General features: G+C 33.0%; 37 protein-coding genes. 36 read left to right on the forward strand and 1 reads right to left on the reverse strand.

Annotated elements, in window-relative coordinates; all coding sequences use genetic code 11:
- The first annotated feature begins 64 nt into the window (after positions 1-64).
- From WAF17_RS02585 to WAF17_RS02615, 7 genes are all read left to right on the forward strand, one after another.
- Entirely contained in the window at positions 65-385 is a 321-nt protein-coding gene (locus WAF17_RS02585; RefSeq protein WP_338765880.1) for a hypothetical protein, read from the forward strand.
- Positions 375-542 carry a hypothetical protein gene (locus tag WAF17_RS02590; protein WP_338765883.1) on the forward strand — a complete coding sequence of 56 codons (168 nt, stop codon included), beginning with the start codon at positions 375-377 and terminating at the stop codon, positions 540-542. Before WAF17_RS02585 ends, WAF17_RS02590 begins: the two co-directional genes overlap by 11 nt.
- Complete coding sequence (locus WAF17_RS02595; protein ID WP_338765886.1) at positions 539-727, forward strand: hypothetical protein; 189 nt, start codon at positions 539-541, stop codon at positions 725-727. Before WAF17_RS02590 ends, WAF17_RS02595 begins: the two co-directional genes overlap by 4 nt.
- Positions 724-1020: a hypothetical protein gene (locus tag WAF17_RS02600; protein WP_338765889.1), complete on the forward strand. Its 297-nt coding sequence runs from the start codon at positions 724-726 to the stop codon at positions 1018-1020. Before WAF17_RS02595 ends, WAF17_RS02600 begins: the two co-directional genes overlap by 4 nt.
- Positions 1021-1027: 7 nt before the next feature.
- Positions 1028-1219 (forward strand): hypothetical protein, encoded by a 192-nt coding sequence (locus WAF17_RS02605; protein WP_338765892.1) that lies wholly within the window; start codon positions 1028-1030, stop codon positions 1217-1219.
- Positions 1220-1553: 334 nt separating this feature from the next.
- Positions 1554-1739, forward strand: coding sequence for a hypothetical protein (locus WAF17_RS02610; RefSeq protein WP_338765894.1), 186 nt, complete (start codon positions 1554-1556; stop codon positions 1737-1739).
- An 83-nt stretch (positions 1740-1822) separates the two neighbouring features.
- A complete protein-coding gene (locus WAF17_RS02615) occupies positions 1823-2218 on the forward strand; it encodes a hypothetical protein (RefSeq protein ID WP_338765897.1) in 396 nt (131 codons plus the stop codon).
- A gap of 332 nt (positions 2219-2550) precedes the next feature.
- Here the strand turns inward: WAF17_RS02615 and WAF17_RS02620 are convergent, their stop codons facing one another.
- On the reverse strand, positions 2551-2724 hold the full coding sequence (locus tag WAF17_RS02620; RefSeq protein WP_338765900.1) for a hypothetical protein: 174 nt from the start codon (positions 2722-2724) through the stop codon (positions 2551-2553).
- Between the two features lie 6 nt (positions 2725-2730).
- Between WAF17_RS02620 and WAF17_RS02625 the strand changes: the two genes are divergently transcribed.
- From WAF17_RS02625 to WAF17_RS02765, 29 genes are all read left to right on the forward strand, one after another.
- Entirely contained in the window at positions 2731-3684 is a 954-nt protein-coding gene (locus WAF17_RS02625; protein ID WP_338765902.1) for a hypothetical protein, read from the forward strand.
- Entirely contained in the window at positions 3681-3929 is a 249-nt protein-coding gene (locus WAF17_RS02630; RefSeq protein ID WP_338765904.1) for a hypothetical protein, read from the forward strand. Before WAF17_RS02625 ends, WAF17_RS02630 begins: the two co-directional genes overlap by 4 nt.
- On the forward strand, positions 3922-4581 hold the full coding sequence (locus WAF17_RS02635; RefSeq protein ID WP_338765907.1) for a hypothetical protein: 660 nt from the start codon (positions 3922-3924) through the stop codon (positions 4579-4581). Before WAF17_RS02630 ends, WAF17_RS02635 begins: the two co-directional genes overlap by 8 nt.
- Positions 4571-5077 carry a hypothetical protein gene (locus tag WAF17_RS02640; RefSeq protein ID WP_338765909.1) on the forward strand — a complete coding sequence of 169 codons (507 nt, stop codon included), beginning with the start codon at positions 4571-4573 and terminating at the stop codon, positions 5075-5077. The genes WAF17_RS02635 and WAF17_RS02640 overlap by 11 nt, the downstream gene beginning before the upstream one ends.
- A 449-nt stretch (positions 5078-5526) precedes the next feature.
- A complete protein-coding gene (locus WAF17_RS02645) occupies positions 5527-6852 on the forward strand; it encodes a hypothetical protein (protein WP_338765912.1) in 1326 nt (441 codons plus the stop codon).
- 12 nt (positions 6853-6864) lie between these two features.
- Positions 6865-7359 (forward strand): hypothetical protein, encoded by a 495-nt coding sequence (locus WAF17_RS02650; RefSeq protein WP_338765915.1) that lies wholly within the window; start codon positions 6865-6867, stop codon positions 7357-7359.
- A 21-nt stretch (positions 7360-7380) separates the two neighbouring features.
- On the forward strand, positions 7381-7794 hold the full coding sequence (locus WAF17_RS02655; RefSeq protein WP_338765917.1) for a hypothetical protein: 414 nt from the start codon (positions 7381-7383) through the stop codon (positions 7792-7794).
- 55 nt (positions 7795-7849) lie between these two features.
- Positions 7850-8038: a hypothetical protein gene (locus WAF17_RS02660; RefSeq protein ID WP_338765919.1), complete on the forward strand. Its 189-nt coding sequence runs from the start codon at positions 7850-7852 to the stop codon at positions 8036-8038.
- On the forward strand, positions 8035-8379 hold the full coding sequence (locus WAF17_RS02665; RefSeq protein WP_338765921.1) for a hypothetical protein: 345 nt from the start codon (positions 8035-8037) through the stop codon (positions 8377-8379). The genes WAF17_RS02660 and WAF17_RS02665 overlap by 4 nt, the downstream gene beginning before the upstream one ends.
- 55 nt (positions 8380-8434) lie before the next feature.
- On the forward strand, positions 8435-10897 hold the full coding sequence (locus tag WAF17_RS02670) for a hypothetical protein (protein WP_338765923.1): 2463 nt from the start codon (positions 8435-8437) through the stop codon (positions 10895-10897).
- Positions 10898-10991: 94 nt separating this feature from the next.
- A complete protein-coding gene (locus WAF17_RS02675) occupies positions 10992-11453 on the forward strand; it encodes a hypothetical protein (protein WP_338765925.1) in 462 nt (153 codons plus the stop codon).
- Positions 11454-11527: 74 nt separating this feature from the next.
- Positions 11528-12787, forward strand: a complete 1260-nt coding sequence (locus tag WAF17_RS02680) for a S49 family peptidase (protein ID WP_338765928.1) — start codon at positions 11528-11530, stop codon at positions 12785-12787.
- A gap of 78 nt (positions 12788-12865) precedes the next feature.
- Positions 12866-13831 (forward strand): hypothetical protein, encoded by a 966-nt coding sequence (locus WAF17_RS02685; protein WP_338765930.1) that lies wholly within the window; start codon positions 12866-12868, stop codon positions 13829-13831.
- Positions 13832-13904: 73 nt separating this feature from the next.
- On the forward strand, positions 13905-14228 hold the full coding sequence (locus tag WAF17_RS02690) for a hypothetical protein (RefSeq protein ID WP_338765932.1): 324 nt from the start codon (positions 13905-13907) through the stop codon (positions 14226-14228).
- A gap of 64 nt (positions 14229-14292) precedes the next feature.
- Positions 14293-14829 carry a hypothetical protein gene (locus WAF17_RS02695; RefSeq protein ID WP_338765934.1) on the forward strand — a complete coding sequence of 179 codons (537 nt, stop codon included), beginning with the start codon at positions 14293-14295 and terminating at the stop codon, positions 14827-14829.
- Between the two features lie 29 nt (positions 14830-14858).
- Positions 14859-15170 carry a hypothetical protein gene (locus WAF17_RS02700; RefSeq protein WP_338765936.1) on the forward strand — a complete coding sequence of 104 codons (312 nt, stop codon included), beginning with the start codon at positions 14859-14861 and terminating at the stop codon, positions 15168-15170.
- Complete coding sequence (locus WAF17_RS02705; RefSeq protein WP_338765938.1) at positions 15082-15702, forward strand: hypothetical protein; 621 nt, start codon at positions 15082-15084, stop codon at positions 15700-15702. The genes WAF17_RS02700 and WAF17_RS02705 overlap by 89 nt, the downstream gene beginning before the upstream one ends.
- On the forward strand, positions 15674-16246 hold the full coding sequence (locus WAF17_RS02710; RefSeq protein WP_338765940.1) for a hypothetical protein: 573 nt from the start codon (positions 15674-15676) through the stop codon (positions 16244-16246). The genes WAF17_RS02705 and WAF17_RS02710 overlap by 29 nt, the downstream gene beginning before the upstream one ends.
- Positions 16233-16523 (forward strand): hypothetical protein, encoded by a 291-nt coding sequence (locus tag WAF17_RS02715; RefSeq protein ID WP_338765943.1) that lies wholly within the window; start codon positions 16233-16235, stop codon positions 16521-16523. The genes WAF17_RS02710 and WAF17_RS02715 overlap by 14 nt, the downstream gene beginning before the upstream one ends.
- Positions 16520-17119 carry a hypothetical protein gene (locus WAF17_RS02720; protein WP_338765946.1) on the forward strand — a complete coding sequence of 200 codons (600 nt, stop codon included), beginning with the start codon at positions 16520-16522 and terminating at the stop codon, positions 17117-17119. Before WAF17_RS02715 ends, WAF17_RS02720 begins: the two co-directional genes overlap by 4 nt.
- Complete coding sequence (locus WAF17_RS02725) at positions 17112-18737, forward strand: hypothetical protein (RefSeq protein ID WP_338765949.1); 1626 nt, start codon at positions 17112-17114, stop codon at positions 18735-18737. The genes WAF17_RS02720 and WAF17_RS02725 overlap by 8 nt, the downstream gene beginning before the upstream one ends.
- 543 nt (positions 18738-19280) lie before the next feature.
- Positions 19281-19901 (forward strand): hypothetical protein, encoded by a 621-nt coding sequence (locus tag WAF17_RS02730; RefSeq protein ID WP_338765952.1) that lies wholly within the window; start codon positions 19281-19283, stop codon positions 19899-19901.
- A 96-nt stretch (positions 19902-19997) separates the two neighbouring features.
- Positions 19998-20645: a hypothetical protein gene (locus tag WAF17_RS02735; protein WP_338765954.1), complete on the forward strand. Its 648-nt coding sequence runs from the start codon at positions 19998-20000 to the stop codon at positions 20643-20645.
- A gap of 82 nt (positions 20646-20727) precedes the next feature.
- Positions 20728-21174: an ArdC-like ssDNA-binding domain-containing protein gene (locus tag WAF17_RS02740; RefSeq protein ID WP_338765956.1), complete on the forward strand. Its 447-nt coding sequence runs from the start codon at positions 20728-20730 to the stop codon at positions 21172-21174.
- On the forward strand, positions 21171-21371 hold the full coding sequence (locus WAF17_RS02745) for a hypothetical protein (protein ID WP_338765959.1): 201 nt from the start codon (positions 21171-21173) through the stop codon (positions 21369-21371). Before WAF17_RS02740 ends, WAF17_RS02745 begins: the two co-directional genes overlap by 4 nt.
- A gap of 365 nt (positions 21372-21736) precedes the next feature.
- Positions 21737-22126, forward strand: coding sequence for a hypothetical protein (locus WAF17_RS02750; RefSeq protein ID WP_338765962.1), 390 nt, complete (start codon positions 21737-21739; stop codon positions 22124-22126).
- A 3-nt stretch (positions 22127-22129) separates the two neighbouring features.
- Complete coding sequence (locus tag WAF17_RS02755; protein ID WP_338765965.1) at positions 22130-22516, forward strand: hypothetical protein; 387 nt, start codon at positions 22130-22132, stop codon at positions 22514-22516.
- Positions 22516-22860, forward strand: a complete 345-nt coding sequence (locus WAF17_RS02760) for a hypothetical protein (RefSeq protein WP_338765968.1) — start codon at positions 22516-22518, stop codon at positions 22858-22860. The genes WAF17_RS02755 and WAF17_RS02760 overlap by 1 nt, the downstream gene beginning before the upstream one ends.
- A complete protein-coding gene (locus WAF17_RS02765; protein ID WP_338765970.1) occupies positions 22854-24239 on the forward strand; it encodes a hypothetical protein in 1386 nt (461 codons plus the stop codon). Before WAF17_RS02760 ends, WAF17_RS02765 begins: the two co-directional genes overlap by 7 nt.

Raw genomic sequence — 24239 nt, forward strand, 5'->3', positions numbered from 1 at the left:
ATATTTGAAGTATAGAAAGTCAAACAAGCGTACACAACGTACGCAAATATACTAAAATGAACGTATGAAAGCACAAAAAGATGCAAGTATTGATGAATTAGTTGGCAACGACACTAAAAAAGTGTCAAAAAATACTGCAAAAAAGCCTAAAACGGTGCAGTTCTCAACAACTGTGTCAATTGAACTTTTTGATAAAATCGAAGAATTGGAAAATAGAGGTTTTGATAGAACAGGACTTCTAACACGTTTCTTTGAACGCTGTACGTCAGATGAAGAATATTTGAAAGACTTTGTATTTCCTGACAGTGAACAAACTGAGCAGGAGCAAATCACAACTAAACTAATTACAGATGGAAGCAAGCAGGAAACTAATCTTGACATCTAATATTTCAAATGGTGTCAATCATCGTGAAGCTGCAAGAAGTGCAGCAAAACGAGCAGAAGTAAAAGGAGACAGCAAAACACAAAAAAAATTCTTGAAAGAAATGAAAAACTGGCAAGAACAGATAAATGGTTGGAGGGAGGAGCTTCAATCGTTATGAATGCTAACTATGTAAGAATCAAAACGCATACTCCAGAAGAACGAAAGAGAATTTTAGAACGAAAAATCTCTTATAGAAAAAAACAAGTTTTGGAAATGACTGCTCAAATTGAGCTATCTAAAAAACGAGTAGATTTTTTCACAAAGGAAATTCAAAAGCTAGAGGAGGAGCTAGAAAAGCTATGAGAATTGAATGCCCTGAATGCTATGAATTCACAGATATTGACGAAGAAAATGATTCTCATATCTGTAATCAATGTGATGCGATTTTTCATTACGACAAAGAAGAATTAACAGTAAGAGCAAATACAACATTTGAAATAAATGCTACTTGCCCTCATTGTGAAACTTTTCAAGACTTGAATGAGCGTTATTCTGCTGAATTAGGTGAGCTAGGTTTAAATAATGAAGACTTAGATTTTGAAGTAGAATGCAAAAAATGTAAGAAACCTTTTTTTATAGAAGCAATAGACCATTAAGTTATTTATGAATGCAGTAGCCAAGAAAATTGAAATTTTGGAAGGTATAAAGAATGTTTATAACAACATGCTTAAAGACTCTCCTCACAAAAAAAAATCAGTAGTCCGAAAGTGGATTTACGAAATAGAGATGAAAATAGTAGCTCAACAGGCTATTATAAGTAATCGTAATGACACTGTTTGCTTGTCAAATAGTTAAGTTGTGAAAGTTGGGCAGGGCTATTTTGGTCTTGCTCACTTCATAGCTACAAAGAAATCAGGTTTTGATTGCCCTGTTTTAATTCAATCATACTAACACGATTTACTTCGTCTTTGGAATAAAAATAAAAATGAGTGTTTTTTAAACGCTCATTTTATCTAAGAAATTAAAGAAAGTACGTAAGGAGAAAGAGTGCAAACTTGAAGAAACACGCCTTGCTTCACACTACTACTAGCAACGTCAATAAGATAATTTTGGCACGGCTGCCTATGTTGCACACCAAAGTTTTAGAAGGTAGCCATTTTTATTTATCACAACTAAATGTAACAAAATTATGGCAAACGGTGTGAAGGCGTTTATCGAAGAGAATCTAACTGTAAAGCAAAAAAGAGAGTTTTTGCAATACGATATAGATGGATTTAAAGATGTTCAAAAAGGATATAAAAAAGGAGGTATTGCCTTCAATTTATTCCAAAAACGGATACAGGAAAAACAAAAAGAATTAGACGAATTAGAATAAGCAGGTAGTAAGGTGTGTAAGTTTTTAAAAAGGTAGATAAATTCTATCTGCCTTTTTTTTCTCAACTCTAAATTTATTTTTTTATGATCCGTGGATACCACCAGATGAAAATGCGCCAAGATTTGGATTTGCGATTTCGTGATTACAAACAAGACTGGGAGCATAAAGACAAAATAGAAATAGGCTCATTCATTCCTCAAATAGAAATTGATGAGATTGAAACTAGATTGCTTTGTCAGATGTGCGATCACGCTATCAAGCTGAATATATTTCAAACTGAAATAGTACAAGAAATTGAGGGTTTAAAAACTTTACTTTCTTCTAAACTACAAAGGTTTCAAGATTCTGAAAAAATGGAGAGCTGCGAAACTATCTTAGATAAAGAAGAGCAGTTAGAAACAATAATTTTCATTCTTGTAGCCTCAAGAAGCGAAATTATTCAAACTCAAAAAAATAAAGGGCAAATAACCTTTTTTTAATTCACAACTAAACTAACTACTGTTATGCTATTACTAAGCGAATTTTTGGAGCTGAGAGAGTTTCTCTTATACCCAAGCTTTTATGAAAAATGGTCTGTTGCAGACTTGTTTTTTATCGTGGTCTGTTCTTGCTGCATCGCTTTTATAATAAGAGCAATACGCAAGAAATAAAAAAAGCCTATCAATAGTGTGAAGCTAGATAGGCTAATTATTCATCAATGCTCTTACGAGCAAATCCAAATGTAACAGAACAAAGATATGGAAATTCACCCAAAACTACAACTATTTCTTATGCTATTTGGAGCAATACATATTTTATTTTATGCAGTTTTTTATACTTGGTGGTTGCTATCAGGGCTGTATAAAAGTGTATTTGCACGAAGCAAAAAGAAACTTTCTTTTAGAAGTTTTTTAGCTAAAAGAATAGCTCCTACACCAAGGCGCAGAAAAAGAAATTCAAAACCTAAAACGCAACCTACAAAAGTTGTACAGCTAGGGAGGAGCAAGGCAGTATGAACAACCCAAAACCTCAAACTCAAATCCCAGTAGTTCAAAAAATAGAACTAAAAGAAAGTTTTTTAAACAACTGGATAGATTCAATTTCGAACCACGTAGGCACAAACTCGGTGTTACTAGGATTTATAGTTAGGCTAATCTTGTTTTTTGTTGTCGCAAGTTTGATAATAAAAATCTTTTGGGAAGATTATCCTTGGCTTGCAGGAGGAATTGTCGCACTTATATTTTTTGCAGATGTAGGATTCACTTTGTCAGCTTTAATGGCTGCCAAATTTTACAACTCAAGAGTAATGCTATATGCTAGGATTTTCTTTGGAATATCTGTATTTGGGTTATTTTTTATCTGTTGGAAACTGTACGATTTTACAGATTCATTTTACCCATCAGATAGCAACCCAGAAACAGAATATCTTAAATATTCTCTAAATGCGATATTCTTTACATCGGCTATTTTAGCTTTCCTTTTTACAGAAGGGGGAGCGTATATGATTTTCTCTCTGACTTCCAAAGAAAAGCCGAAACACGAAACAAGCGAAACACGAAACACCGAAACAGGCGAGAAACAGGCTGAAAACGATGTTTCGGGAGAATCCGAAGAAACACAGGGCAAAATTGAAGATATGCCTTTGCCAAATAAAATTTCAAAAACTGAAGAAAATAAATTCTCAATAAATGATGAATTGCCAAAAGACTTAACTGGATATAAAGGTAATGCACGAGCGCACGCCAGTAAAATGCGAAGATTTTTAGAAAAAGGCGAGTACAGAAACGCACGTAAATCCGAAGTTTGGGCAGACTATTATAGTGCGATTGTCGCAATAATAGAAGAAGAGGAAGGTAAAAATAAAACTTCTTGGACAGTCTATCCAAATGGTTCTTTGCAAGTAGAGTCAGAACCAAAAAAAGAAACAAACGGACATAAACTTGAACCCGAATTTTTTAATCAATGATGCCACAACAACAACAACAGGCGACTGACTTACAGAGCCTAAGAACATTAGTTTTTGCTTCAATGCTTCTTTTATTATGTCTTGCTTTCTTTATGTCAGGATTGTATATATCAAATACAGACTTTAGAAGTAAAGAAGAGCTACAAGCGAATGCAAATTTCGTTAAACAAGAAGAGCAAAGTAACTGGAGTGTAGATTTCAGTTTGCTTAATCTGAAAATAAAGAAAGGAGGAAGTGATGAGTAGTGTCATAACAGGTTATTTGCGACACGTGAATAATAGTCGTGGAGAACTAACAGCTACATTCACAACTGATTTATCGAAACCAGCTTATCAATATGAATTTTATTTACTCTTTCCTGAAAAGGAAAAAGAAATGAATAGTTCTGAATACGCTCAACGCTTTGCAGTATATCAAAATTTTGCAAATCATCATACAAAAATATCAGTCACTTACGAGCCTCCTAAAAGATTTACAAGTTCAGGTGTTCCAATAGTAGAAGTAACATCTATCAAGGAATACAAGCAAATAAAAAGAGAAAAAGCAGAAGAGATTCTAAAAGAGAGCTTTAAATCTAAAAAAATATCCACACTTTCAGCTCTACACTTAGAAGCTAAAGAGCGCATTGCAGTCATAGAAGCAGCCGAACAAGCTGAAAAGAATTGGTTGCTTAATATTTCTGGACACGCAGGAGAAAAAAGTTGTTTTTGGAAACATGAGTACACTAAAATAGCTATATATGATTTTCAGATACTATGTTCAAAACCTGTTATTTTTTGTGAAAAGACAAGAGAAGACCTCTATAAAAAAATAATAGAATACGGAGAAATGAAACGACAAGCAACTGCAAAGCAATCATTACTCTGTAAAAAATATAAGGAGGAGAATGATGAGTGAAGCTGCACAAGCTCCACAGGAGCAACCAAAGAAAGAACCTTACACCTATTACGATTCAGCTAAAACGCTGCATAATGTAGAAATGTATTTGAGAAAATACAACGAAGATAAGGACTTGAAAGAACAGATAAGAGCATCAAGAGTGCCTATTCTGCTGCGTATTTACAGACTTGCAATTTTGAAACACAATAAAAAAAGCAAAGACGTAAAAACGATTACAACGCAACGAAGAGACGATGAAGGCAATTCCTATACATTCAAAACATTAGGATTTGTTACAAAAGAGCAAAGCATAGCGACACATTTACAATGCAATCCAAAGACTATACAGCGTAGTCTAAAAGTCTTGACAGGAGAAGTAGCCAAAAGGGCTAACGTAGCACCTCCTGCATTATTAGAGCGTTTTGAGACAAGTTGCTACGGACTAACACTGCTGTTAAACCCTGCCTTCTTAGTGCCTTCAGGGCGTAAGGAGAAGGATTTAGAGAGTGTTTAAGGCTTAAATTTGACGTACCACGAACCCCAAGCAGACCGACAGAAAAAACAAAATACTTCAAAACGGTACTGCTTTACTATGCACTTTGTTTAAGGGTATTAGGGACAAAATGTCCACCCTTTTACCAGTATTTATATAGAATTTATCTAGACTATTTAAAAGCTATTTAAATGCTATGTAAATAGCTTTTAAATAGCTTTTAAATTTCTGTTGTAAATCCCCTTATTTTTCCAAGCCTTTGCAGATAGTGAACTTTGTTTTAAAAAGTTATTTAATCACAAAGCAAAAAAAATACGGTAAACAGAAATTACTTAGTAAAATAGGCGGGGGAGGGCGTGGCGCAAAAAAAAATCCTTCAACACGGAAGGATTAAAAATTTTTTTTCTGCAATAGGTTGATCGGATTTGACAAAGGGTAAGTCGCACCGACAACACAAACATACAAAAATTATGAATACTAGTCAAGTAGAATCACTAAAAGAATTTGAATTTAAAGGCAAAATAAGAGACGCATTTTTAGTAGAAGGTCGTATAGTTTGGTTTTTACAATCGTACCCAGACTTTCTTACTGTCAATAAGGATTTTTATGGCAGCGATGAAAAAGATAACGCAAAACGTATGTTTTGGCTTAAATGCAAAAAGATACAGCGTGAGAATAACTTCAGATGTGTAATTGGCAAAAACAAAAAGCCAATTTGGAAAAATGGAAAAGCTCAAATTTCGGATGTTCCTTGTAAGTGGGAAATTATAATATATATCCGTGAGCTTGATTACCCAATAAAGTTTTGTAAAAATTTCTTTGACCACGATAGCTTGAGAACGATTCAGGATTTTTTGGTCAAAGAAATTTTTGGGCGTATTAATCCAAACGGTCAAATCAAAAGACAGAGACCAGATCAAACATTTGTAAAAGCTCTTATCTTTGACAGAGAAACCGATGAAAATGTTTTTCAATATCCTGCGCCTGGTATTATGATTCTTGATGTAGAAGAAAGTAGAAAAGAATTGCTACGAGTGTGTAAGCACTTCAAAGAAAAAAAATCGTTTCCTCCACAGGAGCATTACAGTTTGCCTGATTTGAGTGAGCAGGAGTTCAAGGCAACTCCAAAGATTTTCAAAGAAGATACGACAGATTACAGCACTATATTTCTACAGATGAAAGAAGCGATGTATTCAGAGCTAGTAAGATTAAATCTTGCTGAATACATTGCTGATGTCGCAAATATCAAGTTTCACAGCTTTCAAAATAACTCTCTAAAATGTTTCATTGATAGCAAAGCGCAATTTGATAAACTGGAGCAGGATAGATTTTTAGTAGTGTTTCGTCAGTTTCAAATTCGTTTTTTTGGTGAATCTGTAAAACTTGAATACGTATTAAAAACACCTATTCAGAAAAGCGAAACGCAACCGAAAACAGCCGAAACGAAAGTTGTTGAGCTTGAAAGGTCAGAAGCTGAAAAAATCCAAAAGCGCATAAAAAGACACGCTAACCCAGATAGAGTATTTACAGCTACAATGATTGACTTCAATCGTAATTCAAACGTGAAACTAATAGAGTTTCAGTCGTTAGAGTTGAAGTTTCGCAATGATGATGAAGGAATAACTCATCTCACTTTGCCAAATGAGCATTTGATTGAAGCGTTTATGAGCAGCGAGTACCGAGTGTTTTTTGATAAAGCGCACGAGAAAAACTTTGGAGGAACTTATAAAATTGTTCTTAGGCACGAGCCTATTGATGTTTCTTTTTTGAATTTAAAACCTAAACGAATCCTTTAAATCACAACAACTATGAATAATCAAATAGAGAAAAAAAATAGATTTGAAAGAATCTTTTCTTCAATAGTACAGAAACGTAACTTTTTTAGAAAGAAGGCTGAAAAAGCTAGAAAATTTGAAAATTACAAAAAACATTATAATCAAGAAAAAAAATATAACCCTTTTATTAGACGTGGAATTGAATTAGAATTTCGACTTCAATTCCCTAGCAAACTTGGAGATAAAGACATACTAGCACAGACTCAAAAGGAATACAAAAGAAGAGTTGCTGAAAGAAAAAAGGAGGGTAAGGAAAAGTTTGACAATTCTTATAGAGCTATCCCTTTATTTTGGCAAACTTCTCTAGGTGCAGATTATGGTGAGTTTATTTGCGAACACTGTAAATCTACATTCTATCATAGCCCAAGTGAATTGTATTTGGGGAAAGACAAGCTATACAACTGCATTTGTGGTCATTGTGTAAACATAAAAATGTCACAAAACGGACAAGAAGAGATTTTTAATTAATCACAACTAAACTACAAAATTATGTCATTACCATTCGCTGAAAATATGCCCTATTGGAAAACTTCACAATCAGGAGTAGAAACTTGGCTTGATAAAGTTGAGAAAATGATTGTTGAGATGGGAGGGCAAGTAGATACTCGTTTGGCAGGAAAACAAAGAGGTAGAGAGGCAATACTATTTGAATTTACAGTTCAAAATGATATATACAAAATCCTTTATCCAGTTCTTCCAACGAAAAAAGACAAAGACAAAAATGCAGCATTAAGACAATGTGCAACTCTGATTTATCATGACGTAAAGTCAAGACTTAATCGTATCAAAATATTTGGTATTCGTGTTGTCTTTTCTGATTATCTAGTTTTAGATAATGGTCAGACTCTTTCACAGATTGGTAATGACTATTCTATTGCAGATATAAAACAAATTCAAAAATAATTTCTTAAATTAGGGTTGTGATTATCACAACTCTAATTTTTGCTTTAACTGAAATATGAAATCTTTAGAACTAGACAAGCGAATAAAGGAAATATTCTTTTCAAAAATAAAAGAATACAACGAAAAAAATGAGCGTTGGACTCATATCATTCTTTTTCAAAAAAAGTATATTATCGAAATAGAATTTACTGGAAAGGGATGGCAGTACAATGTGCTTAACATTAATGAGTTTATAGAAATATGAAAGAATTTAGAAAAAAGCATGGTCTTTCTCAGTCTGATATTGTTCGTCTGCTAGGCTATCACAATAAGGCGAATGTTAGCCACTGCGAAAATTCAGATACTATTAGTCAAAAATATATCTTAGCATTGAAAGCTCTTGTAGAGTCAATGATATTGATGACTGAAAAAATAGATAAGTTGGAACTGAAAGAACCTACTTTTTTAGTTGCTAGAAAAATGAATTTGGTAAGGCGTATCTATTCAAATAATCATAAATCAATTAATTCTTTATCATTATTTCTACATAGAGAAGTTATTATTAGAGAAAAAGAATTATACAGATATGAAATAATTGTCTTTTGATAATAAAAAAATATTATATTTGGAAACTAACAACACAACTTAGCTTCCAAAAATAATGGCAAAAAGAAAAATAAGAGAAGGAGAAGTAATAAATAAAGTAGCAAATGATTGCTTTTCAGACTTTGACTGTACAAAGCTACTCGGTGATGTAGATTTTTGTGTTTCTCCAAAATACGGTACTCAAACACAGGTTTTTGGCGAAGAATCATTCCTTTGGGCAGAAGCCAAAAAAGGAACAGCCGATTATATTACTTCTATCGTACAGCTCATTCTTACTATCGGAAAGGCTCGTACTTTTGATAGCCATTTGCCCCCTGCTTATTTGGGAGCTTTTGATGCTGAAAAAATTGCTTTCATTCCTTACAATGATATTCAAGATGTTTTTTATATCAATGATTTTAACTGGAATGTAACGCCATCAAATTACGAAACAAAAGAATTTAAACAGCTTCAAGGAAAAGTATCTGAACTCATAGAAAAATACTCTTTGATATTCTATTACGATAAAGACCCCAAGGATTTAAAGAGCTTTATCAAAACGAATTTCATTTTAGGTAAATCATCTACCTCAAAAATTCAGATTGACAAAAACAACTTTATTGTAATTTATAGCAAATGGCTCATAGCCGTAAAGCCAACAATTACTGTAAATTGGGAAGCAGCTAAAAAAAGTGGAATCATTGATGGCGATTTCTATCTAGCAGATTTGCTTTCAAGAGAAAATGAAACGCTCAAAGAAAAACTGTATGTTCTTTTACAGAAAGATCATTACAGATTAGATAGGAAATTAGACGACATGGGGATGTTTTCTTCTAGGAAAGCTAGTTTTACAGACAATCAAAAAGCACACAATCAATTTTGGAATAAATACGAACGTCCTCCAAAAGAAGAATATTGGGATTATATTGTAGAGCGTAGAGATTTGCTTGTTCCACAGGATATAAGAGAGCGAAAAGGTAGTTTTTTTACTCCTCAAATTTGGGTAGAACTGTCTCAAAAATACCTTACTGATGTGCTAGGCGAGGACTGGCAAGATGAATATTATATTTGGGATTGTGCAGCAGGAACAGGAAACCTACTGGCAGGACTGACCAATAAATACAATATTTTCGCTTCTACACTAGACAAACAAGATGTTGATGTGATGCACTCTCGTATCAACACAATGAATAAAAATTCAATAAGTGGACACGGAGCAAACCTTTTGGAAGATCACGTTTTTCAGTTTGATTTTCTGAATGATGATTTTGATAAACTTCCCGAACCATTATTGAAGATTATAAATGATCCAGAGAAACGTAAAAAGTTGGTTGTTTATATTAATCCTCCTTATGCTGAGGCAAGTAGTAGAGATACTGTAGTTGGTACAGGTGAAAACAAGACTAGTGTTTCAACAAAAACAAAAGTTTACGAAGATTTTAAAAGTATTACAGGAACAGCAGGAAGAGAACTTTTCGCACAGTTTTTTTTGAGAGTTTATAAAGAAATTCCAAATAGCAAATTAGCATCTTTTAGTAAACTGAAGTTTATAAGTTCTCAAAATTTTTTCAAATTTAGAAAATACTTTAAAGCTAAGTATGAAAAAGGTTTTGTTGTACCTGCAAGTACATTTGATAATGTAACAGGCAATTTTCCAATATCATTCATCATTTGGGATACAAGCAAAAAGGAAGATATTACTAAAGTTAATTGCCAAGTTTTTTCTTCGGAAGGGGAATATAAGTCAAAAAAGCGTTTTTACGCACACAAAAAAAATGGCTTTATAATTAATTGGCTTCGTAATTTCTATGATAAAAAATCTGATAGATTAGCCTATCTTAGAATGCAAGGAACTGATATGCAAAATAATAGAGGTGTTTTCTTTACAAATAATCCTTCAAAAAATGACATAAAAAAATCTTTAACAACTGATATAACACAAAATAATGTAATTCAAATGTGTGTATATTTGACTGTTAGACATATTGTAGATAATACATGGTTAAATGATATAGATCAGTTTCTTTACCCAAAGCTAAAATGGGAAGTAGATATAGAATTTCAAAATAACTGTTTAATATTTGCTATTTTCAATGGACAAAACAGAATCACATCAGAAGAAGGAACAAACCATTGGATTCCATTCAAAGAACAAGAAGTAAATGCAAGAGCGAAGTTTGAGAGTAATTTTATGGCTGATTTTATTGCAGGAAAAATAAAAAAAGAAGAAAGCACAGGGCTATTTGAAGGTGCAAAAAGCAGTAATGAGCCTTTAGTATTTTCGGAGGAAGCAAACGCCGTTTTTGATGAAGGGCGTGAGCTTTGGAAATACTATCACAGTCAGCCGAATGTAAATGTAAATGCTTCTCTGTATGATATTAGAGCGCACTTTCAGGGCAGAAATGCAAAAGGAAGAATGAATAGTAAAAGCGATGATAAAAAATATATGGAGTTGATAGGCAATCTAAGAAATGCCTTAAAACTTCTAGCCAAAAAAATAGAACCTAAAGTTTATGAATATGGATTTTTAAAAGAATAATATTTTGCTAAAAAAGTAAACATATTCTAAAAATATTCGTATTTTTACACTACACCCCCTATCTGCGTTTTTTATTACTTACTAAATTAATAAGATGCAGAATAATAAAATACCTCTCAATTTAAAACTACCCGTTTTCGCAGTAAAAATACTGGAGAAGTCGGGTTATTTGCCTTTGAAAAATGGAACAATAGAGCACAATGCTATTTATTCTATCCTTGTTTTAGGACGACATGTTCCATTTACGAATAATGTAATTTTCAAACCTTCAACACTTGTAACCCAAAATGTTGAATTAGGAATTCACATTCCCTATCATTTTTCATTAGATTATCATCCTGATAAATTGAAAAATATTCAAGCCTTTTTGATTCACACAGCTAAAGAGAAGATTGTTGAATTTTGTGATTTTCAAAAACAGCAGCTCTCCTTATCTTTAGTAAAGTCTGTGCAAAACCTAGCAGGTTTTTATGATATTGATGAAGATACTTATTCTCAACAAAGCATAATTACAATGTATTACGAGCGCAAGAAGAAAAATAATAAAAACAAATAGGGTAAAAAAAGCTCGTACAACATTCTTTTAAAGTCCATTTTTGAAAATATTTGTAGCGTACTAATACTCTACAAATGTCTTTAAGAAATACACTTGCTTCGATAAACTCCTCAAAATGGGCAATCACACAAGCACACGCAACTGATTATTTGCGTGTGCTTGACGCTGCATTAGATTCTGATCAAACAGATGTTTCTCCAAAAGCAGCTATTGCAAGTTATGAAAATGCCGATGCCGAAAAAACTGAAATTGCCGAATACGATGATAAAATCGCAATCGTAAGGATTGAGGGCGCAATTATGAAAAGTGGATGGTGCAACTATGGAACAGAAGATTACGCAAACTACATTGAAAATACTTTTGCTGATGATGAATCTATCAAGGGTATGCTACTCATTGTAGATTCAGGAGGAGGACAAGTTGCAGGAACGCAACGCCTTTACAAAGCTATTCAAAACGCTCAAAAACCAATCATAGGACTGGCTTCAAGTGTCGCTGCAAGTGCAGGGTATTGGATTGTTGCACCCACACAAAAAATATTCATTGAATCGGAAACGGACGAAGTAGGCAGTATAGGGGCGTTCGTTTCCTTCTCTGATTACTCCGAATACTTCAAAGAAGCAGGTATAAAAAGACATGAGATTTACGCTCGTAAATCAAGTAACAAAAACAAGGAAGTACGAGAAGCATTGAAGGATAATTATACTCCAATGCTTGATAATGTACTTGATCCCCTTGTAGATATTTTCATCAAAGACATCAAAACGGCACGTCCAAATATTTCTGAAGAAGTCTTTTCAGGAGGTATTTATATTGCCGAACGTGCAATTCAAGTAGGATTAGTCGACGACATTAAAAGCGAAAAAGAGGCAATGGAATATTTGCGCTCTCAAATAAATTCAAATAATTCTCAACCTCAACAAACTCAAATTTATATGAGCAAATTAACCATAGGTGCAAACATCATGAAAAAGTTAGGCTTTGGTGATGCGACTGAAAAAGAAACTTCATTAGAGGTCAATCAATCAGGTTTAACAAAGTTAGACGCTGCACTTCAAGAACTTCAAGAAGCTGAAGAGTCTAATCAAAAACTCACTTCCGAAAAAAGCGAACTTTCAAAAAAAGTCAAAGACTTGGAAGCTGAAAAACTGGTTTTAGAGCAGAAAGTAACAGAACTCAAAGCCAAAAACGAAGAATATTCAAAAGTTGCAGCAGCAAGTCCAGCAGCTCCAGTTTCTGCTACTCAAAAAACTGAAACGGCTGATACAACGCCAAAAGATGATGATATTTTTGCTGAATTTAATGCAAAAGTTGAAGCTGACTTTGGAGCTTAAAAGTCTTTAAAATCATCAAAAAACAGCCATTTAAAAAATTACCAATTTACCGAATCACTTACTTATTTATAAAATAAAATGAGTCAAATTACAATCACTCAAGTAGTTGCAATGTTTGGGGCATATTATGTTCAAAACACAGCAAATATGAAAAATCTGATACAACAGATTTATCAGGCAGAAAAAACAGCTTCGTTTTTTCGCATTATGCCCACAATGTCCACAGTTTACAGAAGAGCTACATCTGAATTAGGGGAAGTGCTTCAAAAGTATCAGGCAGACTTTACTCCAAAAGGTACTATTGAATTCAAGCCAGAACAATATGAATTACCTTGGCTTAAAGTCGATTTAGAATTTGTTCCTGATGAGCTTGTACAAAGTTGGTTAGGGTTTTTAGCAGGTAGTGGTTATGAGAAAGAAAAATATCCTTTTATTAAATGGTTTATGGAGGACCATTTAATTCCAAAAATGAAGGAAGATTTTGAAACAGCTATTTACATGGGTGTTGATGGGGCAGTAACTCCAGGTACAGCAACATCAGCTATTGCTATTATGGATGGAATTAGAAAGCAAATAAATGACTATGTAGCTGATGCTAACTCTGGTATAAACGTAATAGTTACAGGTGCACTTGATAATGATGATAAGATTTTTGTTCGTCAAGTAGAAGATTTTTGTGATCAAGTAGCTGAAAAATTTGGAATGCCAATGGAGCTTTTTATGCGTCCTAGTCGCTTCAAATCTTACCGAAGAGGTAGACGTAGTTTGTATAATGAAAATTATGCTCAAGTTCCTGACTCACAACTCTTAGATGTAGAAGATACCAATATCAAAGTTGTAAATTCTCCTTCGATGGCAACTTCTGACAAAATCTATATGACTCCTGCAAAGAACAGAGCAAGACCTATTCGTTTGCCAAAAAACAAGCAACTCATTGACATAGATAGAGAAATACGTAAAGTTAGAATGTTCTCAGACTGGCACGAAGGAGCTTGTTTTGACACCCCAAAATTCATTTGGACAAACGATCAAGATACTTTATAGGGTTTTGTTTAAGCTATTGAGCTGACAACCTTAAACAATTCAAAATATAACTTAAACAAACCTTGACAAACTCATGACAAAAGAAGAAACCGAAAAAGCACTTGCAGAAGCTAATCAGCAACTCGCTGAAAAAGATGCGACAATCAAAGAAATGCAAACTCATATTGATAAGCAAGATAAAGCTCTTGAAAAACACGAAGTTGCAAAATCTGTAAAAAAGCCTGTTTACACGTCAAAAGACAAAAAGAATTATGAAATCGTAATTCCTACTATGACTGTAAACAGCAAGTCGTACACTTCAAAAGAACTTGCAGATAAAGCCGAAAACGCTGAACTCTGTGAAACACTTATTAAAGGAGGCTCAGGCGCATTCAAACTTATAGAAAAAACAAAATAGGGTTCATACCCTATTTCGTTTTTTCCTTTTTATCAAATTAAGAACATTCTAATTTTTATATAAAATGGATTTAGAAAATATGACACCTGAAGTATTGGGTGATGTAGAAGCAAAAGGTATAGAAACGACTATATACTATGCTTTGCGCTCTGATATAGAAACTATGCCTACTTATCCTGTTGTAACTAACCCCGAGGATATTGTTACGGTAACTGGAGATATAATTTTTAAGACAGGAAAGTGTTTTAAAGAGATGAAACTTCGTGTAGATAAAAATGGTGTAAAAAGCTCATTGGTTGGAGAAATTCAAAGCAAGAGTTGGAATAATATGCTAGATGTGAGCATTCCAACAAATCACCCAAAATTGTTAGGAACAATTGACTATTTGAAAAATAGAGAAGTTGTTTATGTTTTCAAAGAACGTTGTACTAATTCGAATAGAATGATGGGTTCAGATTGTAATCCAGCAACTTTTGATACAGCAGAAATTGATTCTGGAACAGATCAAGAATCTTTCAAAGGATTTAATGGAGGTATCAAGTCTTCTGGCAAATTACCTGCATTTTATTCTGGTGTGATTACTACAACTCCAGCAGCTTAAATTATTCGTAAACCAATAAATTTATTCTTATGTGTTGTGAAAAGCTAGAAAGAGAAAGCTCAGAGCGTAATCTAAATACTCATCAGTTACGAGAATGTGTTGCTAGTAAATTCAATCTTGTTGGTTTGCAATATGCAGGAGCAGTTATTTGGAGAAATAAAAAAATTCAGATTGACCAGATTTGTTGTAAGCAAGCTGAATATTTAGTTAATGAAGGATTCCCTTTTTTAGAAAAAAAAGAAGTAGTAGAAAATGAAAATTCAACAACAGATACAGGAAGTTCTGCGACTGTGGAATTATCAAAAAGCACTCGCAATTCTAAGAAAAACAAAGCCAAATAGCTTTGTCTTGAAACAATGTGAGAAGTCTGAAAGTGATTTTCATAACGACATCTTGAAAAAAGAAATTGAGGCGTTGCAGGATATTCAAGATGAATCGCCTGAACGCCTTAATACTTTTGTTGCTAAAGCTCGTCCAAAGAAACTTCAAGAATTGGAAACTGAATGGAAGGATAAATACAAGATTGCAAATTACAAATTTACCAATCTTGATTTTATGGATGAAGAACAGCGTAGAGTAGCCTGTCTTGATATTCTTGATGAATTTGATATTATCAATGAATATCAGCAAATAACTGACACATGGGAAACAAACGGAATCTTAAAACCTAAAAAGTCAGAAATAGAAGCTAAAAAAACTCAATCAGATATAGAAAATCTGCCTGATGATTTAGCTGAACTTTATAGAATGCTGAATAATAATCGCTCAAATCGCTCAAAACATAAAGGGCGTGAGAAATACGAACATTATAATGATTTGGTCATTGCCATAGAAGAAAAAATTAATGCTATTCAGTCCGAAGGAAACAAATAACGAGCTTTTAAAAAAAGAAGAAACTACAAGTAGTTGTGCAGGGCAATCATTCAAAACGCCAAAAGTTCAAGCAAAGGAAATCAAAACTCGTAAAGATTTGAGAGCAACTATCAAAATCTTAGAGAAAGATTCTTTCTTAGAATTTTGGACGAATGGAGCTTGGAGCAATGCAGATTTAGTGGAATTTGTTTTGGAGCAGACAGGTAAAGCAAATCTCTATATCTGTACTTGGTCAATTACAGAAGTTCCCGTCCGAAAGTTATTCCTTCTTAAAGAGAAAGGCTTGATAGGGAGCATAAAGGCATTGTTAGATTATCGTATCGAAACAACAAGTCCGAAGGCAATCCCATTTTTCAAAACATTTGCTGATATACATCTTACCAAGGTACACGCAAAAATTACGCTTATAGAAGCCAAAAATACTTTTGTAACGATTAATAGCAGTGCAAATTTTACAAAAAACCCTCGCTTAGAGGCTGGCTATATTTCCACACATAAGTCAAGTTTTGACTTTTATAAAAAGATATTTGATGAGTATAACTAATCTCACAGCCGAATTAAAAAAAGATATAGAAGATTTTGCAGCCGTCTATTTTACGCACGAACAAATTTGTATTTCCTTAGAATTAGACTTAGAAGAATTTGAGAATGATTATGAAAGTGAAGGCGAAATATATAGACTAGTACAAAAGGGGAAGCTGCAAAGACTGTACAAACAAAGAAAAATGATATTTGAATTAGCTGAAAATGGCAGTACACCTGCTCAACAAATGGCTATGAAGATTATAGAGACTCAATCACTAAAGGAACTGAAACTATGAATCCAGTAACATTAGATAATCTTGATGTAGAAATTATTATAAAAGCCTTACAATCTAATAACTCAAATTGGTTAGATAGTCTTACTGATAATCAAAAGAGGCTTTATGAGCGATGTGAAGAAGCAAAGGATCTTATTCATAAATGGAAAAGTCGTAGTAAGGTTGTACCTATGCTTGTCAAGAAGTTTAAAATAACTACAACAGATGCTTATGTACTTTATAATAACACTCAAATTATTTTTGGTGAACACGTAAAGAATAATAGCAAACCTTTTTTTGTAGATATTCTTTTAGAGCAGATTTTTGAAGTTTATAGGCTTGCTCAAGAAAAAAATGACTTAAAAGAAATGAATGCTGCAAACAAGCAGCTTCAAGTTGCTATCGAAAAATTCTTTCCTGAAACAGATGCACTATTGCCAGAGGATATTAATGTTCCTGCAATTATGATGGGATTCCATCCAGAGATATTAGGAATGAATTTGCCTACTGAAGTAGAATTACAAAAGAAAGTTTCAAGAATACTTGATTTCAAGAAGAAAAAGCAAACTGAATATACAGATTTTGAAGAGATAGAAGCTCAAAACAGAGATGATTGAACCACAAAAACGACATTTCAATAAACCTCAACTACTTTCTCATTTGATTTTCGCTCAAATAATGATTCTTATTTGGGGAAGGGGAACAGGAAAAAGTACAGGCGTTATTGCGCCCTGGTCATTGAGAAATGTTATTGCAATGCCAAGGTCTAACGGTATTTTTGTTGGAAAGACTTATGAGCAGCTTCTTATTAGGACACTTCCTCCAGTCATTGCAGGATTAGAGAAATTAGGTATTTATGAAAATATACACTACTTCATAGGCAAGTTTGCGCCTAAATCGTGGAAATGGGATAAAGCATACACAAAACCCATAAAAGCCGACCATTATATTCATTTTTGGAATGGTGCAGGAATTTACCTTGTTTCTCAAGATAGGGTAGGTTCTTCAAACTCGCTTTCAGTTGATTTTGTCGCAGGTGATGAAGCAAAACTTCTTAATAAAGAAAGATTAGATGAAGAGGTTTTACTTACTCTTCGTGGAAATGCCCAATACTTTGGTCATCTATCAAATCACTATTCTCAATTATTTACTACTGACCGTCCAAAGGGAGCTGCTGCAAAGTGGCTTTTAAATTCTGTAAATGAAATGGATGCTGAAGTGATAGAAACTATTTTACAACTTTCAGCAATCGTTGAGCAGCAAAAAATAGAACAATATCATAAACCAAATAAGACAAGAGCGTACAGAATTAAGATGATGGAAGAGCAGCTCCACGCTCTCCGAAAAGGAACTACTCTTGTTAGTTTTGCATCTACCTTGGATAATATTCACGCACTAGGTTTTGATGCTATTTCAAATATGAAACGTAACCTTACTCCTACGGATTTTACGCTTTCTGTTTTGAATAAAGATACTCCGACTGTTGAGGTTGCTTTTTATCCTACGTTTGATATTGAACGATTAGGCTATAATAAACCTAATTACAGCTTTATTGAGAGCTTAGAATATGAAGAACTTAGAAATAAAGAGAGGGATTGTAGACACGATGGCGATTTGTGGAATGCGCCTTTGGATATTGCCTTTGATAATAATAATAAAATTAACTCTTTAGTTGTTGGTCAAGCGCACGGAAGGTACTATGACATAATAAATGCTATGTTTGTCCTAGGAGAGAATAAAGAGTTCCTAAAACACTTATGTAAAAAGTTTGATGCTTACTATAAATATCACAAAATTAAATGCAATAAAATACACTTCCATTATGATCATACAGCAAAGAAAGGAGATGATAGAGGTAACAAGACATCAGCCGAATCTACAGTAGAAGAACTGCAAAAACTAGGTTGGGAAGTAGAAGAGCATGACGCAGGACACGCACCCGACCATACAGTACGTTATCCTTTCTTTATTACTGCCTTCAACAATGAAGATAGTAGATTGCCTATCTTTCGTTTCAATGAAGACAACTGTAAACCTTTAACAACCTCAATAGAGGATGCAGGTAGTTACCTAACACTCAAAGGAGAGACAAAGAAAGACAAGAAGACTGAACAGAGTACACTCATACCACCAGAAGAATCTACCCACTTCTCCGAAGCATTTGATATGCTTATCTATCCTCAGTTTGCTCATCTTATCCAAGAACAGGCGTGGAGAGATGTTCCAGTTCCTTAGACTATTATTATACACAATTTCTAAAAGATTGCCACTTAAATTTTTGAAGCTCGCAGCTTAATACAAAAATTCAAGTGGCATTTTGTATAGGAAGCAGTTAAGGTTGTTTTTGCCTTTATTTGCCCTTTATAGCGTATTTGTACGCACTTATTTTTAATTACGATTGTGTGTTTGAATAGAAAAAACGTTCAATGTACGCATTAAAAAGCGTGTCAAAACAAGCGACAACTAGCAGCGCAAAAGCCAGTCAAACGCCCTCATATATCGGAAAAAATGACTTTTGGCAATTGCCATTCTTCCCAGTGCGTGTCGGCAGTTTAGAGAGTGATTTTTAATAAAATTTTTTAAAAAAAATATTGATAAAGTGTTGATATTCAGATGCTTATCTATTAAAAAAATAATTCAAAAATCTTAATTTTATTTGCCTAATATATTAGGCATATTCAATATATTTTCGTATCTTTAAGTATTGAAAGAAGGTAGTGAAGCATCATCTTTTAATACTCTTTTTATTTATTTTACACAAAATTAAATTTATTTATTATGTCAAATTCAAATGTAACAACCGTAAAAAAAGAAACTACTAAAAATGCACCTAAAAACGGAGCAAAACAACCGACAGCAGCCGAGATAAAAAAACAGATTGAAAAGTTGGAAAAAGAAAATGCTAACCTTATTCAAGACTTAACGCATGAAGCGCAAAGTAATGAAGAACTAAAACAAGAAGCTGAAAAGCTAGAAATACAAAATGCAACTTTGAAAGCAAATTTAAAGGCAGTAGAAGAACAGGCAAAAACACAACTAGAGAAGGAAAAAGAGCAAATAAGGTTAAAAGCTGCAAAACAAATCGAACTCCTTAAAAAAGAGAAAGAAGCAGCGATGAAACCAACGCACAGGACAGCAACGGAAAAACAAGAACGTTTGCAAGAATTGAATACAATCAATTTAAAACTAGTTCAGAAAAATAAATTTTTCAAAAGTTTTATTACTATGCGTAATAACCCACAAAATGAACAAATGCAAATTTCTTTTATTCCTTTAAATTCTGAAAGTATAACTTTTGGAACGCCTGACCTTGTGAGTTTTGTTTGTGATTCTTTAATTGAATATATGAAGGGGAATATTACAGATTTAGAAAAAGAGCTTTTGAATTATCAAATATAAGGTTGTGATTATCACAACTTTAAATTACAAAAGTCTTGTAAACGGCAATTTACAAGGCTTTTAAATCAATTTTTTCAATCAAAAATAAATATCACAATGTCAGTAATAAAATACACCAAAGAAGAAGTCTTCGAAGCATTAGAAGGAGCATTAAAAAACACACGCATCAAAAATGCACTTTTGCAACATGACGAAGAAATGAAAAGAGATATTTTTGTATATACAAAAAATAAAACATCTTTAGAGCTTGTAAATACTCTTATAGAGTACTGTTATTGGTATGCTTATATAAGTAATACAGTCGCATATAATTTGCAATATCAACAAAATGAAGAAATATGTTTTGAAGATGTTACTCTTTCAGAGCGTGAAGGAGTTAGCGAAGTAGAGAAAATAAAGCAAGATGCAAGGCGAACAAGCTCAGTAAATTACAATATGTACACAAATAACGGTAATAGCTTTTACCCAGAGCAATATTTGAAATATTGGCAAATAATAGTCGATACTTACAAACAAATTGAAAGCCTAAACGAAAAAGATTTTTTAGTATTTGAAGCTCCCCTAAATTATCCATGTGTTATGCACGAGGATAAAGCAAAAGAAAATATTAAAATAGAAAATTTGGGAGCTTTTCATCTTATTGAAAATGAGGAGGATTTTAATGAGAAACTAGCATATTATAAAAACCCTAAAATTTCGCATTATTATGAAATTGTGAGTTTTGCTATAAAAGCAAATTCATAATACCACAAAAAAACCCTTGTCAGACGGCAATCTTTCAAGGGTTATATATTCAATTTGATTTTTCAAGCAAACTAAATATCACATGACAAATATACAGGAAATTACGGAACTTGCAAATATACATGCAGCCGAATACGGCACGAGCAGAAAAGAAAAATATATTTACCTCTCAAATCTTAGTAGAAGTCTATTAGAAGCGATTGAGGATGATAATTTGACAGCCGAGTTTTACGAAGATTGCGAAAATACAAACGCAATTCTTAAAAAATACTACCAAAATCAATACAGAGTAAAAGAATTTAACACTTTCAAAGGGTGGCAAAAAGAAGGCTTTAAGGTCAGAAAAGGCGCAAAAGCGTTTCTTTTATGGTCAAAACCAAAAGGAAAAAAAGTTGATGAAGAGAAAAAAGTAGAAATAAATAAAAATGTTTTTGTAGAAGGTGCAATTTCAGAAGAAACCGAAGAAAAGAAAAAATATTATATCGCTTATTTATTTTCTAACCTACAAGTCGAAAAAATAGAATTATGAAAAAACAAATTTTAGTAACTTTTGAGTTTGATATAAAAAAACCTTCTCAATCTTTAAGCGAAATTTTAGAAGATTTTGCACTAACTCAAATAGTAGAACAAAAACTAAATAATATTTTCAAAGGCTCATTTATTTATTACTCTGACACAGGAGAAGAACAAGAAATAAAAGGCACATGGGAAATAAAGTATATTTAATCTAAAATCTATTTTTTTTATAAAACTTTTCTACTTCCAAAATTCATTTTTTGGAGGTAGATTTTTGTGCTTTATAGTTTACTATTTTTCGGTAAGTGCGCTATGAGCATACCCAAATTACAACCCCCTTCAAAAAGAAAGTAGCCTTTTTAAAGGGGGTTGTAATTTGGCTGCTTGAAAAAACGGATAACAGAAAGCTTGAGGCTTTCCGTTATCCATTTTTCGGCTTAGAGCAGTTTTCATTCAACCATTATCGATTTTGTTTTAGGAAAAATAATAGTTTATTAAGGCTAAAAATATTCGTACAACATTCTTTCATTCCTATTTTCTTAGCTTTTTTGTATTTAAAACTAAACGCTCAAGAAATGCCTAAAGATGATGATTTAGAACTAAACAATTTATTTATTCAACTAGCTTATTTAGAGATAATAAGTTATCATTTGCCCATTCCAATGTGTATGGTCGATGAAAACATGAACTATCTTGTTTTTTCTAAAAAATGGGAAACTCTATTAGAACATTCTGATAAACCAAAACAAGGTGATAATCATTACGACCTATTTCCTACTATAAAAAAAGACTATCCGCAATTTGTTGTGGAACATCAAGAATGCTTGAAAAAGGGGAAAGTCATTTCGCAGATTGTAGATGATTTTCAAGGTATAAAAATTTGGTACACTTTACAGCCTGTAAAATTACCAAACGAAAGAAACGGAATGATTATGATTATTAATGATTTTGAAACAAATTTATAATTTATGGAAAATAAAGAAAATCTTAGTAATCAACTTTTAAAGGTATTCTCAGAAGTGAAGGAAAATTTAGGAAAACTCTCTGAAAAGTTTGAAGCATTCGATAAAAAGTATGATGAAAACAACAAAGATATTCCAAGAATGAAGGAGGACCTTACTGTAATCTCACATACGCTTTGGGGAACAAAACCTGACAAACAAGGAGGATTAAATCATACTATAAGTGATTTGGAAAAAAAACTAGAAAAATCAGAAGAAGTAAACAAAACTAAATTTGAAGGTTTTGAAAGAATTGTAAATCAAGGACGTGGAATGCTTACGCTTGTTTCATTTTTCGCACTAGCACTTAGTATAGCTTCTGGAATAATGACGATAATTATTTTTTTTAGGTAATGATTTCAACCCAAACCATATTTTTACGAGAAGCTCTAAAGCAAATGAATGCTAGAGATGAGGATAATAACCTCATTCCTTTTTCTCTAAGATTGTACACAGCAGACAGGAAAAATAAAACGGGAGGACAATTACTCTATTTTGAAAATTGTGTAATCTCAAAACTTGCAAGACTAACAGAACTTCAAAAAAAATATAGAAGACTTGCCTTAAAAGACAAAACCATAAAAGCGAATCACTGGGAAAACTCTACTAGAAATATTTTACTCCTTAATAGTGGCGAAATCAGAACCGTACATATTCGTCTTATCACTCATTTCAATAGCCAAAAAATTATATGGTAGAGCAAAACACAAATAAGAATACAGAAGTCATCCACGCAGGAACTACACCAAATGGAGAAGCGTATGTTTTGCCAAAATTAGGTTTGCTCACTCATGTATCAACTTCAAGCGTAAGTCAAAAAAAACCTCTTCCTGCAAATCCAAAAGATTTAGACGCAGAAAGTCAAAGTTCAGATGTATTTTATTGGGGAGATGATAATAACTTTCCTGCTCAATTGATTGCAAGAATTAGAAAAAGTCCTGTAATTCCTTCTACATTAGACTGGAAAGTGAGAGCTTTGTATGCGCTTGGTTTGGAATATGGATATTATCAAATCGAAAACAATGAGAAAGTTTTTAAACTTATTTTGGATGAAGAAATTGAGGAATTTCTATATAATACCAAGATAAATGAGTATTTAGCTAAAGCATTAAAAGATTTTTACACCTTCTACAATGTATTTCCAGAGCTTGTTCTATCTGTAAATAGAGAAAAAATAAGCCTTTTGGTTGCTCAAGAAGCCTCTTTTTGTAGATGGTCTAAACAAGAAAAAGATGGACGTTTCAAAGATTGTTATATTCGTTCAAACTGGGATAATGATTCTAAAGAAAAAGCAATCAAAATTCCTGTTTTAGATTCTTATTTTGATAACGTAGAAACATTGAAAGCTAAAAAAGGACATAATTTTATTTATCCCTTATCCTATCCTTCAACAGCTACAATAGGCTATCAAGAACCTGAATGGCATTCTATCATTCGCTCAAATTGGCTAGACTTAGCTGAAGCAATACCTCTTTTCAAAAAGACATTGCTTAAAAATCAAATCACAGTAAAATATGTAGTTCATGTTCCTTCCTATTTTTGGTCTTGGAAATATCCTGATTGGGCAAAATATGATTTAGATAAGAAAAAAGAACTACAAAAGAAAGTATTTGATGAGTTTCAAACATTTATGTCTGGAGAAGAAAATGCAGGTAAAGTATTTTTCTCTCTTTTTGCATTTAATGAAAAAGGAGGAGGAACAGAGTATCCAGGATGGAGATTCGAACCTTTAGACGACAAAATAAAAGATGGTATCTATCTGGAAGATTCTCAAGAAGCAAATAGTAATATGCTCTATGCTCTTGGAGTGCCATCGGCTTTGATAGGAAATAGTCCGAACGATTCAGGACACGGAGGAGGTAGTGGTTCAGATGTGCGAGAACACATGAACTTATACTGGTTGCTAAATACGCTGCACGAAAATATCCTTTTGCAGCCCCTAGAATTTGTAGCAAAATACAACGGTTGGAACAAAAGGTTAGGAAAGCGCATTAAATTCCGTTTCAAAAAAACAACTATGCAAACACTCAATCAAGTTGCGCCAAAAGACAGAGAAACTAACCCACAACCTAACTAA

It is taken from the genome of Bernardetia sp. ABR2-2B (assembly GCF_037126435.1).
Classification (GTDB): Bacteria; Bacteroidota; Bacteroidia; order Cytophagales; family Bernardetiaceae; genus Bernardetia.

What these genes read in the sequence shown, in the direction of transcription:
- WAF17_RS02585 (WP_338765880.1), top strand. Translation starts at nt 65, where the DNA reads ATGAAAGCACAAAAAGATGCAAGTATTGATGAATTAGTTGGCAACGAC.
- WAF17_RS02595 (WP_338765886.1), top strand. Translation starts at nt 539, where the DNA reads ATGAATGCTAACTATGTAAGAATCAAAACGCATACTCCAGAAGAACGA.
- WAF17_RS02600 (WP_338765889.1), top strand. Translation starts at nt 724, where the DNA reads ATGAGAATTGAATGCCCTGAATGCTATGAATTCACAGATATTGACGAA.
- WAF17_RS02605 (WP_338765892.1), top strand. Translation starts at nt 1,028, where the DNA reads ATGAATGCAGTAGCCAAGAAAATTGAAATTTTGGAAGGTATAAAGAAT.
- WAF17_RS02610 (WP_338765894.1), top strand. Translation starts at nt 1,554, where the DNA reads ATGGCAAACGGTGTGAAGGCGTTTATCGAAGAGAATCTAACTGTAAAG.
- WAF17_RS02615 (WP_338765897.1), top strand. Translation starts at nt 1,823, where the DNA reads ATGATCCGTGGATACCACCAGATGAAAATGCGCCAAGATTTGGATTTG.
- WAF17_RS02625 (WP_338765902.1), top strand. Translation starts at nt 2,731, where the DNA reads ATGAACAACCCAAAACCTCAAACTCAAATCCCAGTAGTTCAAAAAATA.
- WAF17_RS02630 (WP_338765904.1), top strand. Translation starts at nt 3,681, where the DNA reads ATGATGCCACAACAACAACAACAGGCGACTGACTTACAGAGCCTAAGA.
- WAF17_RS02635 (WP_338765907.1), top strand. Translation starts at nt 3,922, where the DNA reads ATGAGTAGTGTCATAACAGGTTATTTGCGACACGTGAATAATAGTCGT.
- WAF17_RS02640 (WP_338765909.1), top strand. Translation starts at nt 4,571, where the DNA reads ATGATGAGTGAAGCTGCACAAGCTCCACAGGAGCAACCAAAGAAAGAA.
- WAF17_RS02645 (WP_338765912.1), top strand. Translation starts at nt 5,527, where the DNA reads ATGAATACTAGTCAAGTAGAATCACTAAAAGAATTTGAATTTAAAGGC.
- WAF17_RS02650 (WP_338765915.1), top strand. Translation starts at nt 6,865, where the DNA reads ATGAATAATCAAATAGAGAAAAAAAATAGATTTGAAAGAATCTTTTCT.
- WAF17_RS02655 (WP_338765917.1), top strand. Translation starts at nt 7,381, where the DNA reads ATGTCATTACCATTCGCTGAAAATATGCCCTATTGGAAAACTTCACAA.
- WAF17_RS02660 (WP_338765919.1), top strand. Translation starts at nt 7,850, where the DNA reads ATGAAATCTTTAGAACTAGACAAGCGAATAAAGGAAATATTCTTTTCA.
- WAF17_RS02665 (WP_338765921.1), top strand. Translation starts at nt 8,035, where the DNA reads ATGAAAGAATTTAGAAAAAAGCATGGTCTTTCTCAGTCTGATATTGTT.
- WAF17_RS02670 (WP_338765923.1), top strand. Translation starts at nt 8,435, where the DNA reads ATGGCAAAAAGAAAAATAAGAGAAGGAGAAGTAATAAATAAAGTAGCA.
- WAF17_RS02675 (WP_338765925.1), top strand. Translation starts at nt 10,992, where the DNA reads ATGCAGAATAATAAAATACCTCTCAATTTAAAACTACCCGTTTTCGCA.
- WAF17_RS02680 (WP_338765928.1), top strand. Translation starts at nt 11,528, where the DNA reads ATGTCTTTAAGAAATACACTTGCTTCGATAAACTCCTCAAAATGGGCA.
- WAF17_RS02685 (WP_338765930.1), top strand. Translation starts at nt 12,866, where the DNA reads ATGAGTCAAATTACAATCACTCAAGTAGTTGCAATGTTTGGGGCATAT.
- WAF17_RS02690 (WP_338765932.1), top strand. Translation starts at nt 13,905, where the DNA reads ATGACAAAAGAAGAAACCGAAAAAGCACTTGCAGAAGCTAATCAGCAA.
- WAF17_RS02695 (WP_338765934.1), top strand. Translation starts at nt 14,293, where the DNA reads ATGGATTTAGAAAATATGACACCTGAAGTATTGGGTGATGTAGAAGCA.
- WAF17_RS02700 (WP_338765936.1), top strand. Translation starts at nt 14,859, where the DNA reads ATGTGTTGTGAAAAGCTAGAAAGAGAAAGCTCAGAGCGTAATCTAAAT.
- WAF17_RS02705 (WP_338765938.1), top strand. Translation starts at nt 15,082, where the DNA reads ATGAAAATTCAACAACAGATACAGGAAGTTCTGCGACTGTGGAATTAT.
- WAF17_RS02710 (WP_338765940.1), top strand. Translation starts at nt 15,674, where the DNA reads ATGCTATTCAGTCCGAAGGAAACAAATAACGAGCTTTTAAAAAAAGAA.
- WAF17_RS02715 (WP_338765943.1), top strand. Translation starts at nt 16,233, where the DNA reads ATGAGTATAACTAATCTCACAGCCGAATTAAAAAAAGATATAGAAGAT.
- WAF17_RS02720 (WP_338765946.1), top strand. Translation starts at nt 16,520, where the DNA reads ATGAATCCAGTAACATTAGATAATCTTGATGTAGAAATTATTATAAAA.
- WAF17_RS02725 (WP_338765949.1), top strand. Translation starts at nt 17,112, where the DNA reads ATGATTGAACCACAAAAACGACATTTCAATAAACCTCAACTACTTTCT.
- WAF17_RS02730 (WP_338765952.1), top strand. Translation starts at nt 19,281, where the DNA reads ATGTCAAATTCAAATGTAACAACCGTAAAAAAAGAAACTACTAAAAAT.
- WAF17_RS02735 (WP_338765954.1), top strand. Translation starts at nt 19,998, where the DNA reads ATGTCAGTAATAAAATACACCAAAGAAGAAGTCTTCGAAGCATTAGAA.
- WAF17_RS02740 (WP_338765956.1), top strand. Translation starts at nt 20,728, where the DNA reads ATGACAAATATACAGGAAATTACGGAACTTGCAAATATACATGCAGCC.
- WAF17_RS02745 (WP_338765959.1), top strand. Translation starts at nt 21,171, where the DNA reads ATGAAAAAACAAATTTTAGTAACTTTTGAGTTTGATATAAAAAAACCT.
- WAF17_RS02750 (WP_338765962.1), top strand. Translation starts at nt 21,737, where the DNA reads ATGCCTAAAGATGATGATTTAGAACTAAACAATTTATTTATTCAACTA.
- WAF17_RS02755 (WP_338765965.1), top strand. Translation starts at nt 22,130, where the DNA reads ATGGAAAATAAAGAAAATCTTAGTAATCAACTTTTAAAGGTATTCTCA.
- WAF17_RS02760 (WP_338765968.1), top strand. Translation starts at nt 22,516, where the DNA reads ATGATTTCAACCCAAACCATATTTTTACGAGAAGCTCTAAAGCAAATG.
- WAF17_RS02765 (WP_338765970.1), top strand. Translation starts at nt 22,854, where the DNA reads ATGGTAGAGCAAAACACAAATAAGAATACAGAAGTCATCCACGCAGGA.